This window comes from Verrucosispora sp. WMMC514, from assembly GCF_027497295.1.
Taxonomy (GTDB): Bacteria; Actinomycetota; Actinomycetes; order Mycobacteriales; family Micromonosporaceae; genus Micromonospora; species Micromonospora palythoicola.
Genome location: NZ_CP114906.1, coordinates 1,543,192 through 1,566,124 on the forward strand (window position 1 = coordinate 1,543,192; position 22,933 = coordinate 1,566,124).

The 22,933-nt window shown below is 72.6% G+C and carries 23 protein-coding genes; 4 read left to right on the forward strand and 19 right to left on the reverse strand.

Annotated features, from left to right (window positions below):
- Positions 1-16: 16 nt before the first annotated feature.
- Positions 17-1,690, forward strand: a complete 1,674-nt coding sequence (locus tag O7597_RS06970; RefSeq protein ID WP_269738264.1) for a copper resistance protein CopC — start codon at positions 17-19, stop codon at positions 1,688-1,690.
- Between the two features lie 18 nt (positions 1,691-1,708).
- On the opposite strand, the gene O7597_RS06975 is transcribed toward O7597_RS06970, so the two are convergent.
- The 10 genes from O7597_RS06975 to O7597_RS07020 all read right to left on the reverse strand — a co-directional run bounded on the left by O7597_RS06975 (position 1,709) and on the right by O7597_RS07020 (position 10,767).
- Positions 1,709-1,963, reverse strand: a complete 255-nt coding sequence (locus tag O7597_RS06975) for a hypothetical protein (RefSeq protein WP_269738265.1) — start codon at positions 1,961-1,963, stop codon at positions 1,709-1,711.
- A 13-nt stretch (positions 1,964-1,976) separates the two neighbouring features.
- Positions 1,977-3,023 (reverse strand): tRNA (adenosine(37)-N6)-threonylcarbamoyltransferase complex transferase subunit TsaD, encoded by a 1,047-nt coding sequence (gene tsaD, locus O7597_RS06980; RefSeq protein ID WP_269738266.1) that lies wholly within the window; start codon positions 3,021-3,023, stop codon positions 1,977-1,979.
- 8 nt (positions 3,024-3,031) lie between these two features.
- The gene (gene rimI / locus O7597_RS06985; protein ID WP_269738267.1) at positions 3,032-3,484 is read right to left on the reverse strand and encodes a ribosomal protein S18-alanine N-acetyltransferase; all 453 of its coding nucleotides are present in this window, start codon (positions 3,482-3,484) and stop codon (positions 3,032-3,034) included.
- A 23-nt stretch (positions 3,485-3,507) separates the two neighbouring features.
- Entirely contained in the window at positions 3,508-4,185 is a 678-nt protein-coding gene (tsaB, locus tag O7597_RS06990; protein WP_281582285.1) for a tRNA (adenosine(37)-N6)-threonylcarbamoyltransferase complex dimerization subunit type 1 TsaB, read from the reverse strand.
- A gap of 143 nt (positions 4,186-4,328) precedes the next feature.
- Positions 4,329-5,486, reverse strand: coding sequence for a glycoside hydrolase family 11 protein (locus tag O7597_RS06995; protein WP_269738269.1), 1,158 nt, complete (start codon positions 5,484-5,486; stop codon positions 4,329-4,331).
- 313 nt (positions 5,487-5,799) lie between these two features.
- Positions 5,800-6,501: a uracil-DNA glycosylase gene (ung, locus tag O7597_RS07000; RefSeq protein ID WP_269738270.1), complete on the reverse strand. Its 702-nt coding sequence runs from the start codon at positions 6,499-6,501 to the stop codon at positions 5,800-5,802.
- Positions 6,502-6,561: 60 nt separating this feature from the next.
- Positions 6,562-7,059: a tRNA (adenosine(37)-N6)-threonylcarbamoyltransferase complex ATPase subunit type 1 TsaE gene (tsaE, locus tag O7597_RS07005; protein ID WP_269738731.1), complete on the reverse strand. Its 498-nt coding sequence runs from the start codon at positions 7,057-7,059 to the stop codon at positions 6,562-6,564.
- Entirely contained in the window at positions 7,038-8,141 is a 1,104-nt protein-coding gene (locus O7597_RS07010) for an alpha/beta hydrolase (protein WP_281582286.1), read from the reverse strand. The genes tsaE and O7597_RS07010 overlap by 22 nt, the downstream gene beginning before the upstream one ends.
- A complete protein-coding gene (gene alr / locus O7597_RS07015; RefSeq protein ID WP_269738271.1) occupies positions 8,138-9,256 on the reverse strand; it encodes an alanine racemase in 1,119 nt (372 codons plus the stop codon). The genes O7597_RS07010 and alr overlap by 4 nt, the downstream gene beginning before the upstream one ends.
- A gap of 41 nt (positions 9,257-9,297) precedes the next feature.
- Complete coding sequence (locus tag O7597_RS07020; RefSeq protein WP_269738272.1) at positions 9,298-10,767, reverse strand: NAD(P)H-hydrate dehydratase; 1,470 nt, start codon at positions 10,765-10,767, stop codon at positions 9,298-9,300.
- 195 nt (positions 10,768-10,962) lie between these two features.
- On the opposite strand from O7597_RS07020, the gene O7597_RS07025 reads away from it, so the two are divergent.
- Both O7597_RS07025 and O7597_RS07030 read left to right on the forward strand, forming a co-directional pair.
- Positions 10,963-11,259 (forward strand): type VII secretion target, encoded by a 297-nt coding sequence (locus tag O7597_RS07025; protein ID WP_269738273.1) that lies wholly within the window; start codon positions 10,963-10,965, stop codon positions 11,257-11,259.
- On the forward strand, positions 11,256-12,857 hold the full coding sequence (locus O7597_RS07030) for an alpha/beta hydrolase (RefSeq protein ID WP_269738274.1): 1,602 nt from the start codon (positions 11,256-11,258) through the stop codon (positions 12,855-12,857). Before O7597_RS07025 ends, O7597_RS07030 begins: the two co-directional genes overlap by 4 nt.
- 44 nt (positions 12,858-12,901) lie before the next feature.
- Here O7597_RS07030 and glmS read toward each other — a convergent pair whose 3' ends face one another.
- The gene (glmS, locus tag O7597_RS07035) at positions 12,902-14,815 is read right to left on the reverse strand and encodes a glutamine--fructose-6-phosphate transaminase (isomerizing) (RefSeq protein WP_269738275.1); all 1,914 of its coding nucleotides are present in this window, start codon (positions 14,813-14,815) and stop codon (positions 12,902-12,904) included.
- A gap of 157 nt (positions 14,816-14,972) precedes the next feature.
- Between glmS and O7597_RS07040 the strand changes: the two genes are divergently transcribed.
- Entirely contained in the window at positions 14,973-16,166 is a 1,194-nt protein-coding gene (locus tag O7597_RS07040; RefSeq protein WP_269738276.1) for a pyridoxal phosphate-dependent aminotransferase, read from the forward strand.
- A gap of 11 nt (positions 16,167-16,177) precedes the next feature.
- Here the strand turns inward: O7597_RS07040 and O7597_RS07045 are convergent, their stop codons facing one another.
- From O7597_RS07045 to O7597_RS07080, 8 genes are all read right to left on the reverse strand, one after another.
- Positions 16,178-17,155, reverse strand: coding sequence for a hypothetical protein (locus O7597_RS07045; RefSeq protein ID WP_269738277.1), 978 nt, complete (start codon positions 17,153-17,155; stop codon positions 16,178-16,180).
- A gap of 280 nt (positions 17,156-17,435) precedes the next feature.
- Positions 17,436-18,788 (reverse strand): phosphoglucosamine mutase, encoded by a 1,353-nt coding sequence (gene glmM, locus O7597_RS07050; RefSeq protein ID WP_269738278.1) that lies wholly within the window; start codon positions 18,786-18,788, stop codon positions 17,436-17,438.
- Between the two features lie 133 nt (positions 18,789-18,921).
- The gene (gene rpsI / locus O7597_RS07055; protein ID WP_018784602.1) at positions 18,922-19,386 is read right to left on the reverse strand and encodes a 30S ribosomal protein S9; all 465 of its coding nucleotides are present in this window, start codon (positions 19,384-19,386) and stop codon (positions 18,922-18,924) included.
- 20 nt (positions 19,387-19,406) lie between these two features.
- Entirely contained in the window at positions 19,407-19,850 is a 444-nt protein-coding gene (rplM, locus tag O7597_RS07060; protein WP_093411456.1) for a 50S ribosomal protein L13, read from the reverse strand.
- 209 nt (positions 19,851-20,059) lie between these two features.
- A complete protein-coding gene (locus O7597_RS07065; RefSeq protein WP_269738279.1) occupies positions 20,060-21,427 on the reverse strand; it encodes a nitrate/nitrite transporter in 1,368 nt (455 codons plus the stop codon).
- Between the two features lie 107 nt (positions 21,428-21,534).
- Positions 21,535-21,840, reverse strand: coding sequence for a type II toxin-antitoxin system PemK/MazF family toxin (locus tag O7597_RS07070; protein ID WP_269738280.1), 306 nt, complete (start codon positions 21,838-21,840; stop codon positions 21,535-21,537).
- Complete coding sequence (locus O7597_RS07075) at positions 21,818-22,075, reverse strand: hypothetical protein (protein WP_155214581.1); 258 nt, start codon at positions 22,073-22,075, stop codon at positions 21,818-21,820. Before O7597_RS07075 ends, O7597_RS07070 begins: the two co-directional genes overlap by 23 nt.
- A 32-nt stretch (positions 22,076-22,107) precedes the next feature.
- Entirely contained in the window at positions 22,108-22,890 is a 783-nt protein-coding gene (locus O7597_RS07080; protein WP_281582287.1) for a class I SAM-dependent methyltransferase, read from the reverse strand.
- Positions 22,891-22,933: the final 43 nt, after the last annotated feature.

Consider the following 22,933-nt stretch of genomic DNA (forward strand, 5'->3'; position numbering starts at 1 on the left):
GCCACCGCGCCGATCGATGACCGCCCGCACCCGAGCCGCTGCCCTGCTCGGGCTGGTGCTCACCGCGCTGTGCGCCGCCCTGGGCCCCGCCGGGCCAGCGGCGGCGCACGCCGTGGTGGTCGCCACCACCCCGCAGCGCGACGAGGTGCTCGGGTACGCGCCGCGCGAGGTGCTGGTGACCTTCAGCGAGACCATCGCCGTGGTTCCCGGCCGGGTGCAGGTCCTCGCCCCCGACGGCAAGCGGATCAACGTCGGCGAGCCCGAGGTCCGGGACCGGACCGTCCGGATCACGCTGCGGCCCTCGGACCGTCCGCTCGGCACCTACCTGGTCAGCTACCGGGTCATCTCGGCGGACAGTCACCCGGTGGCGGGCAGCTTCACCTTCGCCGCCGGAGCACCGTCGGCGACCCCGCCGGAGCCGGCCCTGGCGGAGTCCGAGTCGCCGGCCGGGGTGCTGGTCCCGGCCGCGAAGTACCTCGGATACCTGGGGCTGCTCCTGGCGGTCGGCCCGCCACTGCTCGCGGCCACCATGTGGCCCCGCCGCCGCTCCCGTCGAGGCGCCACGGCCACCGCGCTGGTCGGGCTCGGTCTGATCGCCGCCGGCACCGTCGGCACCTGGGTCGGGCAGGCCGCCCAGGTGGTGGGTGCGCCGGTCGGGCAGCTCTCCCCGGCCGACCTGCGGGCCGTCGCCGACAGCGACGTCGGAGTGGTGCTGGCCGTACGGCTCGCGCTGGTGGGGCTGGCCGCGATCCTGCTGCCGGCGGTGCTGCGGGGCGCTGTCGACCGATCGCCGGCCGGTCCCGGCGTCGCCGGGCGGGTACGCGGTTGGGCACTGGCGGCCGTCGGCCTGGCCGGGTTCGTCACCTGGCCGCTGGCCGGGCATCCGGTCGCCTCGCCGCTGCCGCCGGTGAGCATCGCCCTGGGCACCCTGCACGTCGCCGGGGTGAGCGCCTGGTTGGGTGGACTGTTCGCGCTCACCGTGTTCCTGCTCCGGGGCACCCACCGGCGGGTGCTCGCCCGGATCCTGCCGGCCTGGTCCCGGCTGGCCACCCTCGCGGTGGCCTGGCTGGTCGCCGCCGGCCTCGGTCAGGCCGTGATCGAACTCGGCCGGCCCGCCGCCCTGTGGGGCAGCGCGTACGGTCGTCTGCTGCTGGCCAAGGCGGCGCTGCTGGCCGGGGTGCTGGCGGTGGCGGCCGGGCAACGCCGACTGGTCAGGCGACGGGTCGCGGCGGACCGGCCCCGGTGGGTCGCCCGGGCGGCCGGCGTGGAACTCGCCGTGACGGCGGTGGTGCTGGCCCTGACGGCGGTGCTGGTGCAGACCCCGCCCGGCCGGTCCGTCGGCACCGCCGCCGACGGGGTGAGCCGGGAGGGCGTCGCGCAGTCGCTCACCACCGACCTGTTCACCCTGCAGTTCGACATCTACCCGGCGGTCGCCGGCACCACGAACAGCCTGCACGCCTACGTCTACACCCCGCAGGCGAAGGAGTTGCCGGTGGCGGAGTGGACGGTCACCGCCGCCCTGCCGGAGGCCGGCATCGAGCCGATCACCGTCGACGTCTTCGCGCTGGAGCCGCACCACGGCAGCGCCGAGATCCACTTCCCGGTCGCCGGTGACTGGACGTTGCGGGTCAGCGCCCGGACCAGTGAGATCGACCGTTCCACCGCCACCACCACCGTGACGATCCGCTGACCCGACCTGGGTGACGCCTCAGCGGTCGACCTGGGTGAAGTCCCAGGAATGCGGCTGTCGGGCGAGCAGCATGACCGGCGGGTCGGGCAGCGGCCGAGGGCTGCTGCGCCACTTGGAGATCACCACGACCCGGTGGTCGGTGGAGGAGAAGACCTCGCTGGCCACGTGCAGCGGGTCGTGTTCGAACTCCGGCAGCGCGCTGTCGCAGACCCAGGTGATCAGGTCGGCGAGCGCGTACGGCTCCGCCCGCGCCTCCCACATCCGTACGATCACGTCGCCGTCCCCCTCAGACGCTGACCGTGGTCAGCGGCATGGCCGAATCCGCGGGCAGGTCGAGCCGGCTCGGCGCGACACCCGAGGCGACCAGGTGCGAACCGAGGGCCGCCACCATCGCGCCGTTGTCGGTGCACAGGCCGGGCCGGGGCACCCGGACCCGGATGCCGTGCCGGGCGGCCCGCTGCTCGGCCATCGCCCGCAACCGCGAGTTGGCCGCCACTCCCCCGCCGATCACCAGGGTCCGCACACCCTGGCCACGGCAGGCGTCCAGCGCCTTGTTGACGAGTACGTCGCAGACCGCCTCCTGAAAGGACGCGGCGACGTCCGGGACCGGGACCGGCTCGCCGGCCCGCTGGCGCGCCTCCACCCACCGGGCCACCGCGGTCTTCAACCCGGAGAAGGAGAAGTCGTGGCGGTGCGCGACGAGATCCTTGGCGGCGGTCAGGCCACGCGGGAAGGCGATCGCCGCCGGGTCGCCGGTCCGGGCCTCCCGGTCGATGTATGGTCCACCGGGGAAGGGCAGGCCGAGCAGCCGGGCCACCTTGTCGAACGCCTCGCCGGCCGCGTCGTCGATGGTGGCGCCCAGCGGGGTGACGCCCCCGGCCAGGTCGTCGACCAACAGCAGCGACGAGTGGCCGCCGGAGACCAGCAGCGCGATCGCCGGCTCGGGCAGCGGGCCGTGCTCCAGTGTGTCCACCGCGACGTGCGCGGCGAGATGGTTGACCCCGTAGACCGGCTTCTCGGCGGCGACCGCGTACCCCTTGGCGGCGGCCACCCCGACCAGCAGCGCGCCGGCCAGGCCCGGCCCGGCGGTGACCGCGATCGCGTCCACGTCGGCGAGCGTCACGCCCGCCTCGGTCAACGCCCGCCGCATCGTCGGCACGATGGCCTCCAGGTGCGCCCGGCTGGCCACCTCCGGGACGACCCCACCGAACCGGGCGTGCTGGTCCACGCTGGACGCGAGCGCGTCCGCGAGCAGGGTGTGCCCGCGCACGACACCGACGCCGGTCTCGTCGCACGAGGTCTCGATGCCGAGGATCAGTGGTTCGTCAGCCATGGCAGGTCTCAGTCCTGGGTGCGCTGCATCACCAGCGCGTCGGTGTTGCTCGGTTGGTAGTAGCCGCGCCGCACGCCGATCGGCTCGAAACCGTACGTCGCGTAGAGCCGCTGGGCCGGCGCGTTGTCGGCGGCGACCTCCAGCAGCACGGCGCGTACCCGGAGCCGGGTGGTCTCGGCGAGCAGCGCCTCCAGCAGCAGTCGGCCGATCCCCCGGCGCTGGACGTTCCGCCGGACCGCGATGTTCTGCACCCATGCCTCGTCGGGCGGGGCGACCGCGAGCCCGGCGTAACCGAGCACCGCGCCCTCGCCGTCGGTCGCGACCCGGTAGAAATGCCCGTGGGCCAACTCGTTCCAGAACATCGGCGCCGACCACTGCTCGGCGCCGAAGAGGTCCGCCTCGATCGGCAACACCTCGTCGATGTGCCACCAGCGGAACCGGCCGAGGCGCACCTCGCTCACCACACGACCGCTCTGCCCGCGGCTCACGGCAGGACCGGTTTGCGCGCGGTCGCCGCCACCGCGTCCGGGCGACGCAGGTAGAGCGGCGTCAACGGATCACCGGGCGCGCCGGTGCGGATCCGCTCGGCGGCCAGGGTGGCCAGCGCGGTCGCGTCCGGGTAGCGCGGCTCGGGTCGCAGCGGCAACCCGAGGGCATCGGCGTACCGGTGTGCGCCATCGCCGACCACGACGGTGACGGCCAACGCGCGGGCCCGCTCGGCGGCCACCGCGGGCGCGCCGACCTCCGGCCCGACCAGGCGCTGGCCGGCGCCGTCGTAGACCGCCCAGTAGATTTCCCGGCGCCGCGCGTCGCTCGCCGCCAGCACCGGCTCACCGGCCGCCGCCGGGTGGCCGATCGCGTCCAGCGAGCAGACACCGTACGCGGGGATGTCGAGCACCTGGGACATGGTGGCGGCGGTGACCAGCCCCACCCGCAGCCCGGTGAACGGCCCCGGGCCGACCCCGGCGACGATCGCGTGCAGGTCGGCCGGCCGGGCGGCGACGTCGGCGAGCACCGCGTCGACCTGCGGGGCGAGCAGTTCGCCGTGCGCCCGAGCGTCGACGGTGCACCGGTGCGCCCGGGGCGTGACGCCACTCGCGGCGACCTCGACGAGCGCCGCGGTCACCGCCGGGGTCGAGCTGTCCACCACCAGTACGAGCACAATGACCCAGCCTAGCCGTATTGCCTCCGGCCCTTGGACGCCCGCCCGCCATCGCCGCCGGATCGTAGCGCTCGCGCGCACTGCTGCGGTTCTCAAGGAGGCACGGGGCCAGGCGCGTCAGCGCCTGGCCCCGCGGCGACCGATCAGTTGCGTCGGCTCCACTGCTGGTTTGCTCCACCCCAGCAGCTGTACAGCTGAATCGCCGCCCCGTTACCGGTGCCACCGGCGTCGAGGCACAACCCGGACTGCACTCCGGTGATCGTGCCGTTCGAGTTGATGTTCCACTGCTGGTTCGCGCCGCTGTGGCAGTCGTACAACTGGATCCGGGTGCCGTTGCTCGTGCTGGAGTTCGGCACGTCCAGGCACTTGCCGTTCACCGTCAGCTGCCTGCCCGAGGTGTGGGTGAACCGCTGGTTCGAGCCACCGTGGCAGTCGTACAACTGGATCTGGGTGCCGTTGCTCGTGCTGGAGTTCGGCACGTCCAGGCACCGGCCGGACTGCTGACCGACGATCATCTGGCCGGACCCGCCACCGGGCGGCGGGTTGCTCGGCGGCGGGTTGCTCGGCGGCGGGTTCGAGCCCCCGCCTTCGGAGAGGGTGATGTCCGAACTGCCCTGGCTCTGGTAACCCTCGGTGGCCATGATCTGGTAGTAGTGGTTGCCCAGGTTCAGGCCGACGCGGGCCCAGGCGTCGAAGTGGTTGGCGGTGGTGATGGTCCCGCTGCTGCGCTTCTGCTGCCGGACACTCCAGTACTGGTAGAACGTCTGGGTGCCGTCGATCGACGGGGCGTTGACCCGCTGGCTGCGCAGGATGTCGTAGGTGCCCCCGTCGGTGGTGACGCTGCCCAGCCGGGTCGCGCCGCTGCTCGGGTTGTAGCTACCGAAGTTCTCGACGATGTAGTACTCGACCAGCGGACTGCGGGTCCAGCCGTACAACGCGAGGTAGCTGTTGTTGTTACCCGGGTTGTAACTGCCCGAGTAGCTGATCGTACGGCGGGTGCCCGGGTTCCAACCCTTGCCACCGACCCAGTTGTTGGTGCTCCTGCTCCACGAACTGGAGTAGCGGCCGTTCTCGCGCAACACCATGCAGGCGTCGCCGCTGTCCTTCCAGAACGAGAAGAAGAACCCGTTGTGGGTACCTTCCGTGTTCGAGCAGACCTGCCGGTCGGCCTCGGCCTGGGCGGGGCTGGCCGAGATCGCGACGGTGCCGGTGGTGGCCAACACCGCGGCGAAGGCGGCGGCAGCCAGCATTCTGACGCGGCCGCGTCGGTGACTCTTACGGTGTGTGGGGACTTCGTTCATGGTGGTGGGCTTCTCCTTGCGAGAGGCGGCGTGACGTAATCGGCGGGGTGCGTGTGGTAGAGGGACGGTCACCACGCGTCGAGGCCGCGCCATGTTGTACGAATTGCCGGACTGTCGGTTGTGGGTGCTCCACTGCTGCCTTACGTTGCCGCTGACCCCCAGACTTGAAGATGTAAGCCAGCATCTATGTTTCCGATATCGTTATCCAACGACCGACGTCAGTCAAGAAGTGTCGTCCGACCGGCTCCACGACCAACCAGGCGGATGCCGCCATCTGGTACGTACGGGCGACGTGGCGGCAGGAGCACACGGCTCAGCCGGCCGAGCGCTCCCAGTCGATGGTGGGCAGGCCGGCGTCGGCGAGCGCCTTGTTGGCGGCGCTGAACGGGCGGCTGCCGAGGAAACCGCGGGGATTCATCGGGCTGGGGTGCCCGGCCTCCAGGACCACGTGCCGCGGGTTGCCGACCAGCGCCGCCTTCTTGCGGGCGTACCCGCCCCAGAGCAGGAACACCACCCGCGACTCCAGGGTGTCGAGTGCCCGGATGGTCGCGTCGGTGAACTCCTCCCAGCCCCGGTTGGCGTGTGACCCGGGCGTGCCCTGGCGCACGGTCAGCACCGAGTTGAGCAGCAGCACACCCTGCGCCGCCCAGCCGTCGAGGGTGCCGCTGCGCGGCTTCGGCACACCCAGATCCTCGCCCAGCTCCTTGAAGACGTTGCGCAGCGACGGCGGCACCGACACACCCTCGCGCACGCTGAAACTGAGCCCGTGGGCCTGGCCGGCGCGGTGGTAGGGGTCCTGCCCGAGGATCAGCACCCGGCAGGCCGACGGCGGGCAGAGCCGATAGGCCGAGAACAGATCCGCCACCGGCGGGAAGACCGGGCCGGCGGCGTACTCCGCGGCGACGAACTCACTCAGCGCGGACATCCGCGCCGGGTCGAGATGAGGCGTCAGCACCGCCCGCCACTCGTCGGGCAGCAGCGCCAGCAGGTCGAGAGCGGGGGTGTCGTCGGGCATCGGCAACCTCTCACCGGTCGGAACGTCTGCGGGCACTGTAGGCACCGGGTACGACAGCGCTCAGCCCAGGGCGGACAGGCGCTCCGCCCAGTCGCCGCCGACCGGCTCCAGCTCCGCCGTGCGGGTGTCGTCGTCGTGCCGGTGCAGGCGGATCCGCAGATGAGCGGCGGCCAGTTGCTCGACCAGGCCCTCGCCCCACTCGACCACGGTCACCGACTCGTCGACGGAGGCGTCCAGGTCGAGGTCGTCGATCTCGGCCCGGGGATCGCCCGCGTCACCCAACCGGTACGCGTCGGCGTGCACCAGCGCCACACCCCGCCCGCTCGCCGGGTCCGGGCGGTGCACCCGGGCGATCACGAAGGTCGGTGAGGTGATGTCACCGAGCACCCCGAGGCCGGCGCCGATTCCCCGGGTCAGCGCGGTCTTGCCGGCGCCCAACGGGCCGGTGAGCAGCACCAGGTCACCGGGGCGCAGCAACCCGGCCAGCCGTTGCCCGAAGGCGTACGTGTCCGCGACCGTCGGCAGCACGAACCCGGTCACGGGCCGTCCCGCCCGCAGCTGTCGAGGAAACGGAGCAACGCGGCGTTCACCTCGTCGGCGTGCTCCAGCATCACCACGTGACCGCTGTCGGGGATCCTGACGAACTCGGCGTGCGGCAGCCGCCGGACGATCTCCTCAGAGTGGGTCAGCGGTGTGATCATGTCCTTGTCTCCGACGATCACCAGCACCGGCGTGCCGGCCAGCGCGGCCAGCGCCGGGAACCGGGAGTGGGTCGCCAGGGTACGCAGGTAGCGGGTCACCGTGTCGGCGGAGGTACGGGAGTTCATCTCCTCCACGTACGACACCAGCGCCGGGCTGGGCGACCGGGTGCCGAAGCCGTACCTGCGGGTCAGCAACCAGGCCACGTTCGTGGTCGAGCGGCGGGCCCGGTCGATGACCGCCCCGCCGTACCGGGTGACGTTGCCCGCCATGTAGAGCACCGGCGCACCCACCCGGCCCAGCAGGGCGGGCGCGACCAGCTTCGTTTCGGCCAGCAGCCCGCCCGAGGTGGCCATCAGCACGGTACCCACCACCCGGTCGCCGAACATCTCCGGATACAGCTCGGCCAGGGCCATGATGGTCATGCCACCCATCGAGTGGCCGACGAGCACCAGGGGCCCCTCCGGAGTCGCCTCGTCGATCACCCGGCGCAGCGTACGGCCGAGCGCGGTCAGGTCGTACTCGCCGCTCTCCAGTCGCCCCGACCGGCCGTGCCCCGGCTGGTCGTACGCGACGATCCGGTGCTCGCCCCGCTCGGCGAGCAGCTTGCGTTGGAAGTGGAAGGTGCCCATGTCCAGGCAGAAGCCGTGCACCAGCAGCACGGTCGGGTTGCCGTCGACCGGCCGGGTCGGCTCGACCACCTCGACGTGGATGTCGGTGCCGTCGGGCATCTCCAGCCGGTACGCCTCGTCGTACCGCTGGTCACCGAAGACCTCGTCGGCGTACGCGTCGGTGGGGTCCGCCTTCAACCGACGGACCAGGGCGCGTTCCGTGGCGACCCCGGCGGCCAGCCCGGCCGCGGCCACCCCCAGCGCCGCACCGACCAGACCGGCGGCCTTCCCGGCGGTGGTCCGGGGGCGTGGGATGCGCAGACCGGTCATGTCCGATCGCCGTCGTAGACGCGCGGGACCCGGGTGCTGCCGAACCGGGTGACGATCTCGTAGTTGATGGTGCCGACCGCCTCGGCCCAGTCGTCGGCCGTGGGCGCTCCCTCGGCCCCGTCACCGAACAGGATCGCCACGTCGCCGGCGGCCACCGGATCGTCGCCGCAGTCGAGCACGAACTGGTCCATGCAGACCCGGCCGGAGATGGTCCGCCGGGCGCCGGCGAGCTGCACCGGGCCACGGTTCGAGGCGTGCCGGGGCACCCCGTCGGCGTAGCCGAGCGGCACCACGGCGAGGTTCGCCTCGCGTTCGGTCGTGTAGGTGTGGCCGTAGGAGACGCCCGCACCGGCCGGCACCCGCTTGGTCAGCATCACCCGCGCACGGGCGGTCATCGCCGGCCGCAACCCGTACGTCTCGCCCGCCACCGGGGAGAGGCCGTAGACGGACAGCCCCGGACGGACCAGGTCGAAGTGGGTGTCCGGCCGGGTCAGCGTGGCCGCCGAGTTGGCCAGGTGCCGGTAGCGCGGGCGTAGCCCGGCCCGCTCGACCATGGCCAGGCCCTCGTGGAAGACCGCCAACTGCCGGTCGGTGGTCGGGTGACCGGGCAGGTCGGCGTAGACGAAGTGGCTCCACACCCCGACCACCTCGACCAGCCCGTCGGCCTGTGCCTTGGCGGCGGCGTCGAGCAGGGCCGGCCAGTCGGCGACCGTCGCACCACCCCGGGACAGGCCAGTGTCGATCTTCAGGTGCAGTCGGGCGGGCCGCCCGACCGTCCGGCTCGCCTCCCGCATCTCGTCGAGCTGCGACAGGCTCGCCACGCCCAGGTCGACGCCGGCGGTCACGCCGGTGTGCAGGGGCAGCCCGGGGGCGAGCAGCCAGGCCAGCACCGGGGCGTCGATGCCGGCGGCGCGCAGCGTCAGCGCCTCGTCCAGGGTGCAGACGCCGAGCCAGTCCGCTCCCGCGTCGAGTGCGGCCCGGGCCGCCGGGACCATGCCGTGGCCGTAGCCGTCGCCCTTGACCACCGCCATCAGTTCCGCGCTGGTGCCGGCGCGGAGCCGGTCCACGTTCTCCCGGATCGCATCAAGGTCGACACGTACCTCGGCCTGCCACATGCCCCCACCCTACTTTCCGCGCTGATCACCACGGCGGGGACTCAGGGCAGCCGCGCCACCACCGGACGCAGCGCGACGGCGACGTCCGGCGCGGTCACCGGGCCACCGCGGGCCGCTTCCCGGCCGGCCAGCCCGTGCAGGTACGCCGCTGCCGCCGCGGCCCGCTCGGCCGGCAACCCCGACGCGAGCAACGAGCCGAGCAGTCCGGCCAACACGTCGCCGGTGCCTCCGGTGGCCAGCGCGGGGGTGCCGGTCGGATTGACGTACGCCCGCCCGTCCGGCGTACCGACCACCGTGCGGTCCCCCTTGAGCAGCACCACCGCGTTCATCCAGGCGGCCAGTCGAAGCGTGGCGGCGACCCGGTCGGCACCCGGCTCCTCCCCGCAGAGCCGGGTGAACTCCCGGTCGTGCGGCGTGACCACGATCGGCGCGTCCCGTCGCCGGAGCTGCTCCGCCAGGGAGCCGTCGACGAGCAGGGTCAGCGCGTCGGCGTCCAGCACCACCGGCACCGGGGCGGCGAGCACGGTCCGCAGCTCGGTCGCCGCCCGCTCGTCGGTGCCGAGTCCCGACCCGCACACCCAGGCCTGCACCCGGCCGGCGTCGGCGACCCGGCCGGTGGCGATCACCGAGGGATGCTCGCGGACCACCTCCTCCCGGGCACCCCCGGCGTAGCGGACCAGGCCGGTCGGACCGGCGAGTGCCCCGCCGACGGAGAGCACCGCCGCGCCCGGGTACGTCGCCGAGCCGGTGGCCACCCCGACCACACCCCGGGTGTACTTCTCCGAGGCGGGTCCGAGCCGCGGGTACCAGTCGGCCACGTCCGACCATTCCAGGACCTGCCACGCGGGGCTGCCACGCAACCACGGCGTCAAGCCGATGTCGACGAGGTCCACCTCGCCCGCCAGCGCGGCGGCGGGTCCGACCGCCAGGGCCGGCTTCAGGGCTCCGAAGGCCACCGTCACGTCGGCGCGCACCGCGTTCGGACGGCCGGACGGCGTCAACGGCACCGCCCCGGTGTCCACCGCGACACCGCTCGGCACATCCACCGCCACCACCGTCGCCCGCTCGCCGTCCCGCCCCCGGTGCCGCAGCAGGCTCGCCGCCAACTGCTCGGCGGTCTCCCGCAGGCCACCGCGACCGCCGATGCCGACGATCCCGTCGAGCACCACGTCCACCACGGCCGGCGGTCGCGACACGACCCGTCCCCCGGCGGCACGCAGCGCGGCCAGCCCTTCGGCGTGCACCCGATCCGGGTTGAGCGGCAACGCCGACACGGCGGCACCGCGCCGGGCCAGCCGGGCACCGGCGTACAGCGCGTCGCCGCCGTTGTCACCGGAGCCGACGAGCAGCAGCACCGGCGCGGCGTACACCCCGCCCCGCCCGGCGAGCAGCAACGCGCAGCGGCGGGCCAGCCCGGCGGCGGCGCGTTGCATGAGCGTGCCGGGCGGCACGGTGGCCATCAGGGCGGCCTCCGCCGCGCGTACGTCCGCCACCCGCCAGACCGGTCTCATTCCGCACCCCGTTTCCCGATCACCCGGCCAACCCTACCGGCGCGGCGGCCGCAAGATAGCCGTCGGCAGCGCCCGCGGCAACGCCTGTGGACGAACCAGGGGTACGCCGGCCGCCGGCTGTCCACAGGGCACGACCGTCGACACCGTCACCGCCTAGCGTCGTCGGCGTCGTGTCGACGCCAGGTGGGAGGAACGATGGCCGAGGAGACGTTGGCCGTCCGGCCGGAACTGCTGCACCGGGTGGGTCGGTCGCTGGGTGACACCAGCTACCGGCTGGCGCACGGGATGTCCGGTGGGCGAGGGCTGAGCGCGCCGGCCCGGGAATGGTCGACGGCGCGGGCGCTCGCCGGCCTGGAGTCGGCCGTGCACACCTGGTCCGGTCGGCTCGCCGCCCGGATCGCCGAGACCGGCGACGCGGTGCGCGCCGCCGCCGGGGCGTACGAGTCGGTGGACGCCAGGGCCGCCGCCCGGCTCTCCGTCCTGCCCCGATGAGCGCACCCGGGCCGGTTGTCGGCTACGCCCAGCTCTCCACGGTCGATCCGGCCGCGTGGCGGGCCACCGGATCGAGCTGGGCCGGCCTGGCCGGCGTGGCCGGTCGGCGGGCCGGCGAACTCACCGACAGCGGCACCGCCCTGCGCACCGGCTGGTCCGGCAGTGCCGCCGGGTCGGCCGGTGCTCGGCTGACCGGGCTGCGCGAGGAGCTGGTCGCACTGGTTCCGGCCGCGATCGAGACCGATCAGGTGCTGGCCGAGTTCGCCGCGCGGTTGGTGGCTGCCCGGGCCCGGCTGACGGCGGCCGTCACGTTGGCCGCCACCACCGGTGTGCTCATCGACCGGCGGGGCGGCGTACGCGCCGATCCCGCCCGGGTGGCGTCCGCCGGCACCGGCCCGGCGGTGGCGCAGGTGGCCTCGGCCCTGCGGGACGCCCTCGACCTGGCCGCCACGGCCGACGGGGAGGCCACGACGCGCCTCGCCCGGCTGACCGAGGCCGCCGGCGCCGGCTGGACGGCCCGGCCACCGTCGTACCGGCCGCCCCCGGACGCCGAGCCCGGTGCGGTGCGGCGCTGGTGGGCCGGGCTCACCCCGGCCGAGCGGCGCTGGTTGGTGGTGCACGAGCCGGAGCTGACCGGGCGGCTCGACGGGGTGCCGGCCGAGGCCCGTGACCAGGCCAACCGGCTGCTGCTCACAGCCCGGCGCGCGACCCTCGTCGAACGGTGGGAGCAGTTGCTGGCCCGGGTGCCCCGGGGCCCGTTGGAGGCGGCCGGGCTGCGTGGTGTCGAGGCCGCGCTGTCCGGGCTGGACGCACTCGTCGCCCGGCTGGAGTCGACCCAGCAGCCGCGGGCGTACCTGCTGGGTCTGGACGTCAGCGGCGAGGGACGGGCGGTGGTGGCGCTGGGCAACCCGGACCGGGCCACCGACGTGCTCACCTATGTACCCGGGATGACCGCCGGGCTCGACGACGCCACCGGCGAGTTGGGCCGGGCGGCGCGGGTGCTGGCCCGTGGCGCCGAACTCGCCCCGGAGACGCAGACCTCGGCGGTGCTCTGGTTGGGTTACGACGCCCCGGATTTCCTGCACGAGGCGGCCTGGGACGGGCAGGCCCGCGCGGCCGGGGAGGCACTGCACCGGTTCCAGGACGGTCTGCGGGCCACCCACGACGGCCCGCCGGCCCGGCAGACCGTGCTCGGGCACAGCTACGGTTCGTTGGTGGTGGGCACCGCCGCCCGCGACCACGGCCTCGCCGCGGACGCGTTGGTCTTCGTCGGCTCACCCGGGGTCGGCGTGACGCACGCGGCCGAGCTGGGCGTGCCGACCGGGCAGGTGTGGGCCAGCACCGCACCGGACGACGTGATCCGGCTGACCCGCCCGCCGGACCAGCTCGCCCTGCGGGCCGCGCTCAGCTCCTCCCCGGTCGGCATGATCGCCGGCTGGCTGGCCGGGCCGAGCGACGAACGGTGGTTCGGCCGCGATCCGGCCGAGCCGGGCTTCGGCGGTCGGACGTTCCCCAGCGGCCGGTACGGCCACACCGGCTACTGGCATCCGGACAATCCGGCGCTGGACGGCATGGCCCGGGTCATGCTGGGGCGCTGAGACCGGTACCGGCGGCCGGGGGGCCGCCGGTGACCGGTCGCCGCCTACTCCACGGTGACGGACTTGGCGAGGTTGCGGGGTTGGTCGACGTCGTGTCCCCGGGCGGCGGCGATCTCGGCCGCGAACACCTGCAACGGCACGGTGGTCACCAGCGGCGCGAGCAGCGTCGGGGTACGCGGCACGTGGATCAGGTGATCGGCGTAGCGGACCACCGACTCGTCGCCCTCCTCGGCGATGACGATGGTGCGGGCGCCCCGCGCGCGTACCTCCTGGATGTTGGAGACGACCTTGTCGTGCAGCATGCCCCGACCCACCGGAGAGGGAACGATGCAGATCACCGGGGTGCCCTCGTCGATGAGCGAGATCGGGCCGTGCTTCAGCTCACCGGCGGCGAAGCCCTCGGCGTGCATGTACGCCAGTTCCTTGAGCTTCAGCGCGCCCTCCAGCGCCACCGGGTAGCCGACGTGCCGGCCGATGAACAGCACCGTCGACTCGGCACGCAGCTCGCGGGCCAGCTCGCGGACCGGCTCGATCCGCCCGAGCAGCTCGCGCAGCTTGTCCGGCACCTGGTGGAGCTGGTCGACCACGGCCGCCACCTCGTCGGCGTACTTGACCCCGCGCACCTGGGCCAGGTGCAGCCCGATCAGGTAGCAGGCGATGACCTGGGTGAGGAACGCCTTGGTGGAGGCGACGGCGATCTCCGGCCCGCCGTGGGTGTAGAGCACCGCGTCGGACTCCCGGGGGATGGTGGAGCCGTTGGTGTTGCAGATGGCCAGCACCCGGGCCTTCTGCTCCTTGGCGTGCCGCAGCGCCATCAGGGTGTCCATGGTCTCGCCGGACTGCGAGATCACCACGATCAGGGTGGACCGGTCCAGCACCGGGTCGCGGTAGCGGAACTCGCTGGCCAGCTCCACCTCGCAGGGAATCCGGGTCCAGTGCTCGATGGCGTACTTGGCCACCATGCCGGCGTGGTAGGAGGTGCCGCAGGCGACGATGAAGATCTTGTCGACGTCCCGCAGGTCCTGGTCGCTGAGCCGGACCTCGTCGAGCATGATCTCGCCGGTCTCGGTCAACCGTCCGAGCAGCGTGTCGGCGACCGCCTGCGGTTGCTCCTCGATCTCCTTGAGCATGAACCAGTCGTAGCCGCCCTTCTCGGCGGCCGAGGAGTCCCAGTCGATGTGGAAGTCCTTGCCGCTGGCCGGCTGCCCCTCGAAGTCGGTGATCTCGATGCTCTCGGCCGTGATCAGCACGATCTGGTCCTGGCCCAGCTCGACCGCGTCCCTGGTGTGCTCGATGAACGCCGCGACGTCACTGGCGAGGTAGTTCTCCCCGTCGCCCCGCCCGACGACAAGTGGTGAGTTGCGGCGGGCACCGACCACCGCGCCGGGGATCGCCGAGTCGACGGCGAGCAGCGTGAAGGCACCCTCCAGCCGCTGGCAGACCACCCGCATCGCGGCGGTCAACAGCTGGGGCCCGTCCGGCTGACCCGCCGCACGCAGGTCGGTCAGGGCGGCGGAGAGCAGGTGCGCGGCGCACTCGGTGTCGGTGTCGCTGGTGAAGCTGACACCCTCGTCCTCCAGCTCGGCACGGAGCTTGGCGAAGTTCTCGATGATGCCGTTGTGGATCACCGCGACCCGCCCGTCGGGTGACAGGTGCGGATGGGCGTTGCGGTCGGTGGGGCCGCCGTGGGTGGCCCACCGGGTGTGTCCGATGCCGGTGGTGCCGTCGCCGATGCCGATCGGGCTCGCTCCGCAGCCGGCCGGGTCCTCGGCCGCCCGCTCGGAGAGCACCTTCTCCAGGTTCGCCAGCTTGCCGGCCTTCTTCTCGGTCAACAGCGTCCCGTCGCAGACGACGGCGACGCCGGCCGAGTCGTAGCCGCGGTACTCCAACCGCCGCAAGCCGTCGAGCACGATGCCGAGCGCCGGTCGGGCACCGGTGTAACCCACGATTCCACACATGGGTCGCAGCCTAACCAGTTTCGCTCACGATGTCTGCTCGAAACAGGGGTAAACAATCACTTAATTTGAGCGATCCGGCGATCGTGGCGATCGGAGCGACAAAGCACGCGCTCGAGTGGCGGGCGGGTCGGCTCGCCACACCCGTACCCTGACGGGCGTGACGAGCCGCGATATCGACCCGCTGGTGGCCCGGATGCGCCCGTTCGGGACGACGATCTTCGCCGAGATGTCCGCTCTCGCGCTGCGTACCGGCGCGGTGAACCTCGGGCAGGGTTTCCCGGACACCGACGGCCCGCCCGAGATGCTCGCCGCCGCGGCGCAGGCCCTCAACGCCGGCCGCAACCAGTACCCGCCCGGCCCCGGCATCCCCGAGCTACGGACGGCCGTGGCGGCGCACCAGCGCCGCTTCTGGGGTCTGGAGTACGACCCGGACGGCGAGGTGGTGGTGACCGCCGGCGCCACCGAGGCCGTCGCCGCGGCCATCCTCGCCCTCTGCGAAGCCGGCGACGAGGTGGTCTGCTTCGAGCCCTACTACGACTCGTACGCCGCCTCGATCGCCCTGGCCGGCGCGGTCCGGCGGCCGGTCACCCTGCGTCCCCAGACCGACGGGCGGTACGCCTTCGACCCCGACGACCTGCGGAACGCGTTCAGCGCCCGGACCCGGCTGGTGCTGCTCAACTCGCCGCACAACCCGACCGGCAAGGTGTTCACCCCGGACGAGCTGACCCTGGTCGCCGAACTCTGCCAGGAGCACGGCGCGTACGCGGTCACCGACGAGGTGTACGAGCACTTGGCCTTCACCGACGCCGCCAGCGGGCACCTGCCGCTGGCCACGCTGCCCGGGATGCGTGAGCGCACCCTGCGGATCTCCTCGGCCGGCAAGACCTTCTCCTGCACCGGCTGGAAGGTGGGCTGGGCCAGCGGGCCGGCGGCGCTGGTGTCGGCGCTGCTGCGGGTCAAGCAGTTCCTCACCTACGTCAACGCCGCACCCCTGCAACCCGCGGTGGCGGTGGCACTCGCCCTGCCCGACGACTACTTCACCGCCTTCCGAGCCGATCTGCAGGTCCGCCGCGACCAACTGATCGACGGGCTGAGCGCGGCCGGGTTCGACGTGCTCACCCCGGAGGGCACGTACTTCGTCACCGCCGACATCACCGCTCTCGGCGGCACCGACGGCGTCGACTTCTGCCGTACGCTGCCCGAGCGGTCCGGTGTGGTGGCGGTACCCACCCAGGTCTTCTACGACGACCCCGAGGCCGGTCGGCGGCTGATCCGGTTCGCCTTCTGCAAACGCCCCGAGGTGCTGGCCGAGGCGGTCACCCGGCTGCGCCGACTGCCCGAGGTCCGGTGACCGACGCGCCGTCAGCCCGGACCGTGGGCCGGGCGGGTTTCGGCCGGCACCGCGACGGCCGGTGACCGTGCGGCCCGGGCCCGCCGCCGCGCCGCCGACCAGGCGAGCACCATCGCGACGAGGAACAGCGCGGGCGCCATCTGCGCCAGTTCGGCGGCGGACCGGACGTCGTGGATGACCGCGAGGTAGCGGGCGCGTTCGGCGGCATCCTGCCAATCCTCCGGATCCACCCCGAGGTAGTCGTGGACCAGGAAGAGCGCGAAGGCCGCCGGCACCCCGACCAGCACCAGTGGTAGCCGCCCCCGGGTCGACCGGCGCAGCGCCATCCACCAGGTCAGGGCGGCCAGGGCCACGGTGCCGACCACGACGAGCACCGATGGGGCGCCGAAGGTGGGCCACCAGGCGTTGCGCCGGTCCAGCTCGCTCGCGGTGGCGCCGTACACGGTGACCCAGGGCAGTGCGATGCCGGCGAGCAGCGCGATAGTGCCGGCCGACGCGACGACGACCCGGCCGGAGCCCGGCCACCAGCTGGTCAGCACGACCGCGGCGAGGGTCGCGACGGCGAGCACCGCGCACGCCAGGCCCGGGGTGCCGTAGCCGAACCAGATGGACCCGTAGTCCGGTTCCAGGACGGGCACCAGCCGGCGGACGACCTCGGCCCAGCGGGCGGCACCCTCGTCCGGTCCCGACGACAGGTGGTAGGCGGCACCGACCAGAACCGTGGACATGGCCAGCAGGGCAGCGCCCGCCGCGACGGCGGCTGCCCGCCCCGCGTACCCGGGTAACACCGCCGAGGCAATTGCCAGCAGCATCAGCGGCACCAGCACGAGCAGGTACGCCCAGCCCCACCCGTCGATTTCGGTGACGGCCAGCCCGGTGGTCGATTCCTGCTGGACGAGCGAGTTTCCTCTGGTGCTGCCCAGCACTCTGAGCGTCATCTCGGACCACGGCGCCGCCACGGAACCGACGGCCAGCCCCAGCGCGATCATGATCGAAATCAGGCGACCCCAGCGGGCGCCGAGCCAGCTCTGCGGTGTGCCGGGCGGCGGCACTGCCGGCACGAGGCCGGGCCGGCCGACAGCACCAGGCGGATCCGGATAGGACACACTCACCCCCGTAAAACACGCATCCGCCCTTCGGCGGCCGGACGCTATCGTTCCACGGCACGCGACCTGATGGGGAGAGGCACCCGCCCCAATGGACGCCTTCGACCACGTGCAGGCCTGCGGCACGGGTGCACCGGCCACGGCCTCACTGGCCGCCGTGGGATCAGGCCGGGCTGGCGGTGCGGACGTGGGCGGCGATGCGCTCGGCGACCTCGCGGGCGGTCTGCTCGGTGGCGGCCTCGACCATCACCCGGACCAGCGGTTCGGTACCCGACGGGCGCAGCAGTACCCGGCCGGTCTCGCCCAGCTCGGCCTCGGCCCGCTCGACCTCGGCGCGTACCGCCGGTGCGGCGGCGCCGACGGTGCGGTCACCGACCGGCACGTTGATCAGCACCTGCGGCAGCCTGGTGACCACGCTGGCGAGCTCGGCCAGGGGACGACCGGTGGCCGCGATCCGGGCCATCAGGTGCAGCCCGGTGAGCACGCCGTCGCCGGTGGTCGCGTACGCCGGCATGACGATGTGCCCGCTCTGCTCGCCGCCGAGGGCGAGCCCGGAGGCCCGCAGTTCCTCCAGCACGTACCGGTCACCGACCTTGGTCTCGACCAGTCGGATGCCCGCCGCGGACATGGCCAGGCGCAGACCGAGGTTGCTCATCACGGTGGCGACCAGGGTGTCCCCGGTCAGCGTGCCGGCCTCCCGCATGGCCAGCGCCAGGATCGCCATCACCTGGTCGCCGTCGACCTCCTCGCCGTCGGCGCTCACCGCCACGCACCGGTCGGCGTCACCGTCGTGCGCGATGCCGAGATGCGCCCCGTGTTCCACCACCGCCTCGCGCAGCGCCTCGATGTGGTTGGAGCCGCACTCGTCGTTGATGTTGAGCCCGTCCGGCTCGGCGTTGATCGCGATGACCTCGGCACCGGCCTCCCGGTAGACCGCCGGGGCCACCTCGGCGGCGGCGCCGTTGGCGCAGTCGACCACGACCTTGATTCCGTCGAGGCGGTGGGGAGCCGTTCCGGCGACGTGCTGCACGTAGTGGCTCGCGCCGTCGAGCAGGTCGTGCACCCGGCCCACTCCCGCGCCGACCGGACGCTGCCAGGCGGTGGTGGCGTTGGCCTCGATGGCCGCCTCGATCCGCATCTCGATCTCGTCGGGCAGCTTGTGCCCGCCGGCGGCGAACAGCTTGATCCCGTTGTCCGGCATCGGATTGTGCGAGGCCGACAGCATCACGCCGAGGTCCGCCTTGGCCTCCGCGGTGAGGAACGCCACCGCCGGGGTGGGCAGCACGCCGACCCTGATCACCGTCGCGCCCGCGCTGGTCAGGCCGGCCACCACGGCAGCCTCGAGCATCTCGCCGCTGGCCCGGGTGTCCCGGCCCACCACGGCCAGTGGGGCGCGGCCACGATCCGACTCGGCGAGGGTGTGGGCGGCCGCGACGGCCACCGAGAGCGCCAACTCCGGGGTGAGGTCGGCGTTCGCCCGCCCGCGTACGCCGTCCGTGCCGAACAACCGGCCCATACCCACAACCTCCGATGAACTGCCGATGCTAGGAGAAACGCCTTGTCGTGCGGCAACGGAAACGGCCGGCCCACCTCCCCGTCGAGGGGAGGCGGACCGGCCGTCCGTCAGAAGTACAAGGTGCGGCTGGAGATCAGCGCTTCGAGTACTGGGGAGCCTTACGGGCCTTCTTGAGGCCGTACTTCTTGCTCTCCTTGACCCGGGCGTCCCGGGTCAGGAAACCGGCCTTCTTCAGCGCCGGGCGGTCGTCGGGCTCGCTGACGATCAGCGCCCGGGCGATGGCCAGCCGCAGCGCACCGGCCTGGCCGGTGGTGCCGCCGCCGCGCAGGTTGGCGATGACGTCGAACGCCTCGGGCTTCTCGGCGGTCACCAGCGGATCCTTGATCAGCTGCTGGTGCACCTTGCTCGGGAAGTACGCCTCCAGGTCACGCCCGTTGCAGGTGATCTTGCCGGTGCCCGGCACGATGCGCACCCGGACGATGGCCTCCTTGCGCCGACCCACGGTCTGGATCGGGCGGTCACCACGAGGCGCGCGCGCGACGGGCGCCGGCGCCTCGGTGGCCTCAGGGGCGACCTCGGTGGCGGTGATGTCGGTCATGCTGCTTCCTTCGCCCGCGCTCACTGCGCGATCTGCTTGATCTCGAACGGCACCGGCTGCTGCGCGCCGTGCGGGTGCTCGGCACCGGCGTAGACCTTCAGCTTCTTGATGAGCTGACGGCCGAGCTTGTTGTGCGGGAGCATCCCCTTCACCGCCAGCTCGATGGCCCGCTCGGGGCGCTTGGCCAGCAGCTCCTCGTAGCCGACCTGCTTCAGGCCACCCGGGTAACCGGAGTGCCGGTAAGCGATCTTCTGCTGGCGCTTGTTGCCGGTCAGCGCGACCTTGCCCGCGTTCACGACGACGACGAAGTCGCCCGTGTCGACGTGCGGCGCGAAAGTCGGCTTGTGCTTGCCCCGCAGCAGCGTGGCGGCGTGGGTGGCCAGGCGGCCCAGCACGACATCAGAGGCGTCGATGACGTGCCACTGACGCTCGATCTCACCCGGCTTCGGGCTGTACGTACGCACAGGTCTACCTTGTCTCGTCGTCGGTCTGGGGTAGCGCGCCGAGGTGACCAGGACATCCCAGCCGGACCAGCGCGCACGAACGACTAAGCGTACCTCAGGCGGCACGCCCACAGATGTCGTACAACAGCAGGCAACGATACCCGCAGCCCCGCCGGCCGGTCAAAACGGGGTCCGACCGGCGGGGCGCGCGGAGGCCGACATGACGGTCGTCACACCCCGGCGCGCGCCATCCGACTGCCGGGACGTAGGTACGCGACCCAGGTGATCACGAGCAGCACCAGGAAGAATCCCACGTAGAAGCGCAACGCCGGCTGGATGCCCCCGTAGGTCGACCGGGCCCAGGCGTAACAGATCGGCACCAGGAAACCGCCGAAGGCACCGACCGCGGAGATGATGCCCAGGGCCCCGGCCGCCTGCCGGCGCATCGCCAGCATGATCTCCGGCGTGCCGCCCCGCTCCTCGCCCTTGACCTGGAAGATCCTGCTGATCATCCGGTAGGTCGAGCCGTTGCCCACGCCGGTGGCCACGAAGAGCAGCAGGAACGCCACGAAGAACAGGCCCATGTTGCGCTGCTCGACCGACCAGAGCGCGCCCAGGGCACCGACCGCCATCAACACGAAGCTGGCCACCGTGACCCGGGCCCCACCGACGACGTCGGAGAGGCGGCCGCCGAACGGCCGGCAGAGCGAGCCCACTCCCGCACCGAGGAACGCCCAGGCCAGTGCCACGTCCGGCCGGCCGAACACCGAGTTGAGCAGGGTGGGGAAGGCAGCCGAGTAGCCGATGAACGAGCCGAAGGTGCCGATGTAGAGCAGCGACATGATCCAGGTGTCGCGGTGCCGCAGCGACGACCAGACCGGCCGCACGTCGGCCTTCGCCTCGACCAGATTGTCCATGAACAGGTACGCGCAGACGGCCGCGATCACCGCCAGCGGGATGTACATCAGACCGGCCCGGGCCAGCGCGAGTCCGCCGCCCAGCACGATCACCTGAGGCACCACGAACTGCACGACGGCCACCCCGATGTTGCCGCCGGCGGCGTTGAGCCCCAACGCCCACCCCTTCTCCCGCTCCGGATAGAAGAAGGAGATGTTGGCCATGCTGGAGGCGAAGTTGCCACCGCCGAACCCGGCCGTGGCGGCGATCAGCAGCAACGGCACGAAGCCGATCTCCGGATGCTCGACCGCCCAGGCCAGCCCGGCACAGGGCACGATCAGCAGCAGCGCGGAGATGACGGTCCAGTTGCGCCCGCCGAAGACCGGCACGGCGAAGGTGTACGGCAGGCGCAGCAGCGCGCCGACCCCGCTAGGCACAGCGGTCAACCAGAGCGCCTGGCTGGTGGTCAGCTGCCATCCGGCGTCGCCGAGCCGGACGACGACGATGCTCCAGAGCAACCACACGGAGAAGCCGATGTGCTCCGCGAAGATCGACCAGATCAGGTTGCGCTGGGCGACACCGCGACCGATCCGCCGCCAGAAGGCCGGATCCTCCGGTGCCCAGTGCCCGATCCACCGACCTGGTCGGCGGTCCAGGCTCTCCTCTTCGATTACCGTCGGCTGCTCGCTCGTGGTGGTCATGCCGCAGAAGCTAGGGAGCCGCCGTTACCGCGGCGTTCGCCGTTCGGGTCGGCCCGGCAACGGGGATCGCACCACGTGCCGACGACGGCGGTGAGGAACGGGTCGACTCAGAGCTGCTGGAGAATCCGCAACGCCCGGTCCACCCGCCGCATCGTCTCCGCGTCGGCGACGTCCACGCACTCGGTGAACCATTTCTTCATCGGCGAGGAGATCCGGTCCGGCATCACCATCCGGTCACCCATCGACACCGCCAGTGGCGAGTCGCGCAGCAGCGCCGTCTCCACCACCTCGGTCACGATCACGATTGGCACCGCCGTGGAATTGTAGACATCGGAACTGATCACCAGACCGAGGCGCTCCCGGGCCCCTTCGATCCGCCAGACCTCGCCCCTACGCAGCACGCGGTGGACCACCGAAGAGCAGATCGTCGACCATGCCGACCTCCTGGGCATCGGCCAGCGAGGCGGATTCCAGATCCAGCCCGGCTCGCCCGACCGCGGCGGCGTGCGCGGCGAAGACCTCGCGCAGCGCCTTCTCCCGGGCCGCCTGGTCCATCCAGGCGGAGAGCGAGAGCCCTTCCCGTTTGGCGAACCGCCGGGCGTCCGCGATCGTCTCGTCAGCGAACGACAGAGTCACCTTGGCTGTCATACCGACAGACTACCCACTGGTATGACTCTCAGTCATTCCGGCGTGCCGCCCGCGGCAGCCCGGAGATGCCCGTGTCCCCGCTGTCGAGCTGATGGCGCTGACGGATCGTCGACGGTTCCGCCGGGCGCGTGGCCGCCGATGACGGCGAAGCGCCACGCCTTGAAGAAGCAGTCCACGTCCACCAGGCCCGCCTCGGTCAGCCAGCCGCACTGCTGATCCACAGGTGCGGGGCGGTCGTAGGCCATCCGCTGCCCGGCAGCGGCGATCTCGGCGGAATCGGAACCGAGCGCCGCGACCTGCGCCAGCCAGACGTCGTGGTACCGCCGGTCCAACTCCGGGGTCGGGCCGGCCACCTGCTCGGCGTTGACGAAGACTCCGCCGGGCACCAACGCCGCAGCCGCCCGACGGTAGAGGTCGCGCTTGGCGGGATCGTCCAAGTGGTGAATGGCCAGCGCGCTGACCACCGCGTCGTACCGCCCGGCGGGCAGCGGATCGACCAGGTCGGCGACCACCACCCGGTGCGCGACGCCCCGGCCGGCCAACCGCTCGGCGGCGCCGGCCAGCATCTGTGGCGCGGCGTCCACCAGGGTCAGCCGCACGCCGGGCACGGCGGCGGAGAGCAGCGACGACAGCAGACCGGTCCCGGCGCCGAGATCGAGCACCTCGGGCGTACGCCCGGCGGTCAGGGCGGCCCGCAACGGTGGCGCGGCCACCTCGACGGCCGTGGTGTAGAACGCGTCGTAGCAGGGCACCAGCCTGCGGCGGGCGGCGTCGTAGCCGCCCGCCGCCGCGTCGAACGTTTTGGCCACGCTCATGACAGCCTCCCATATAGCAGGATTCTCGTTCCACATTGTAGAC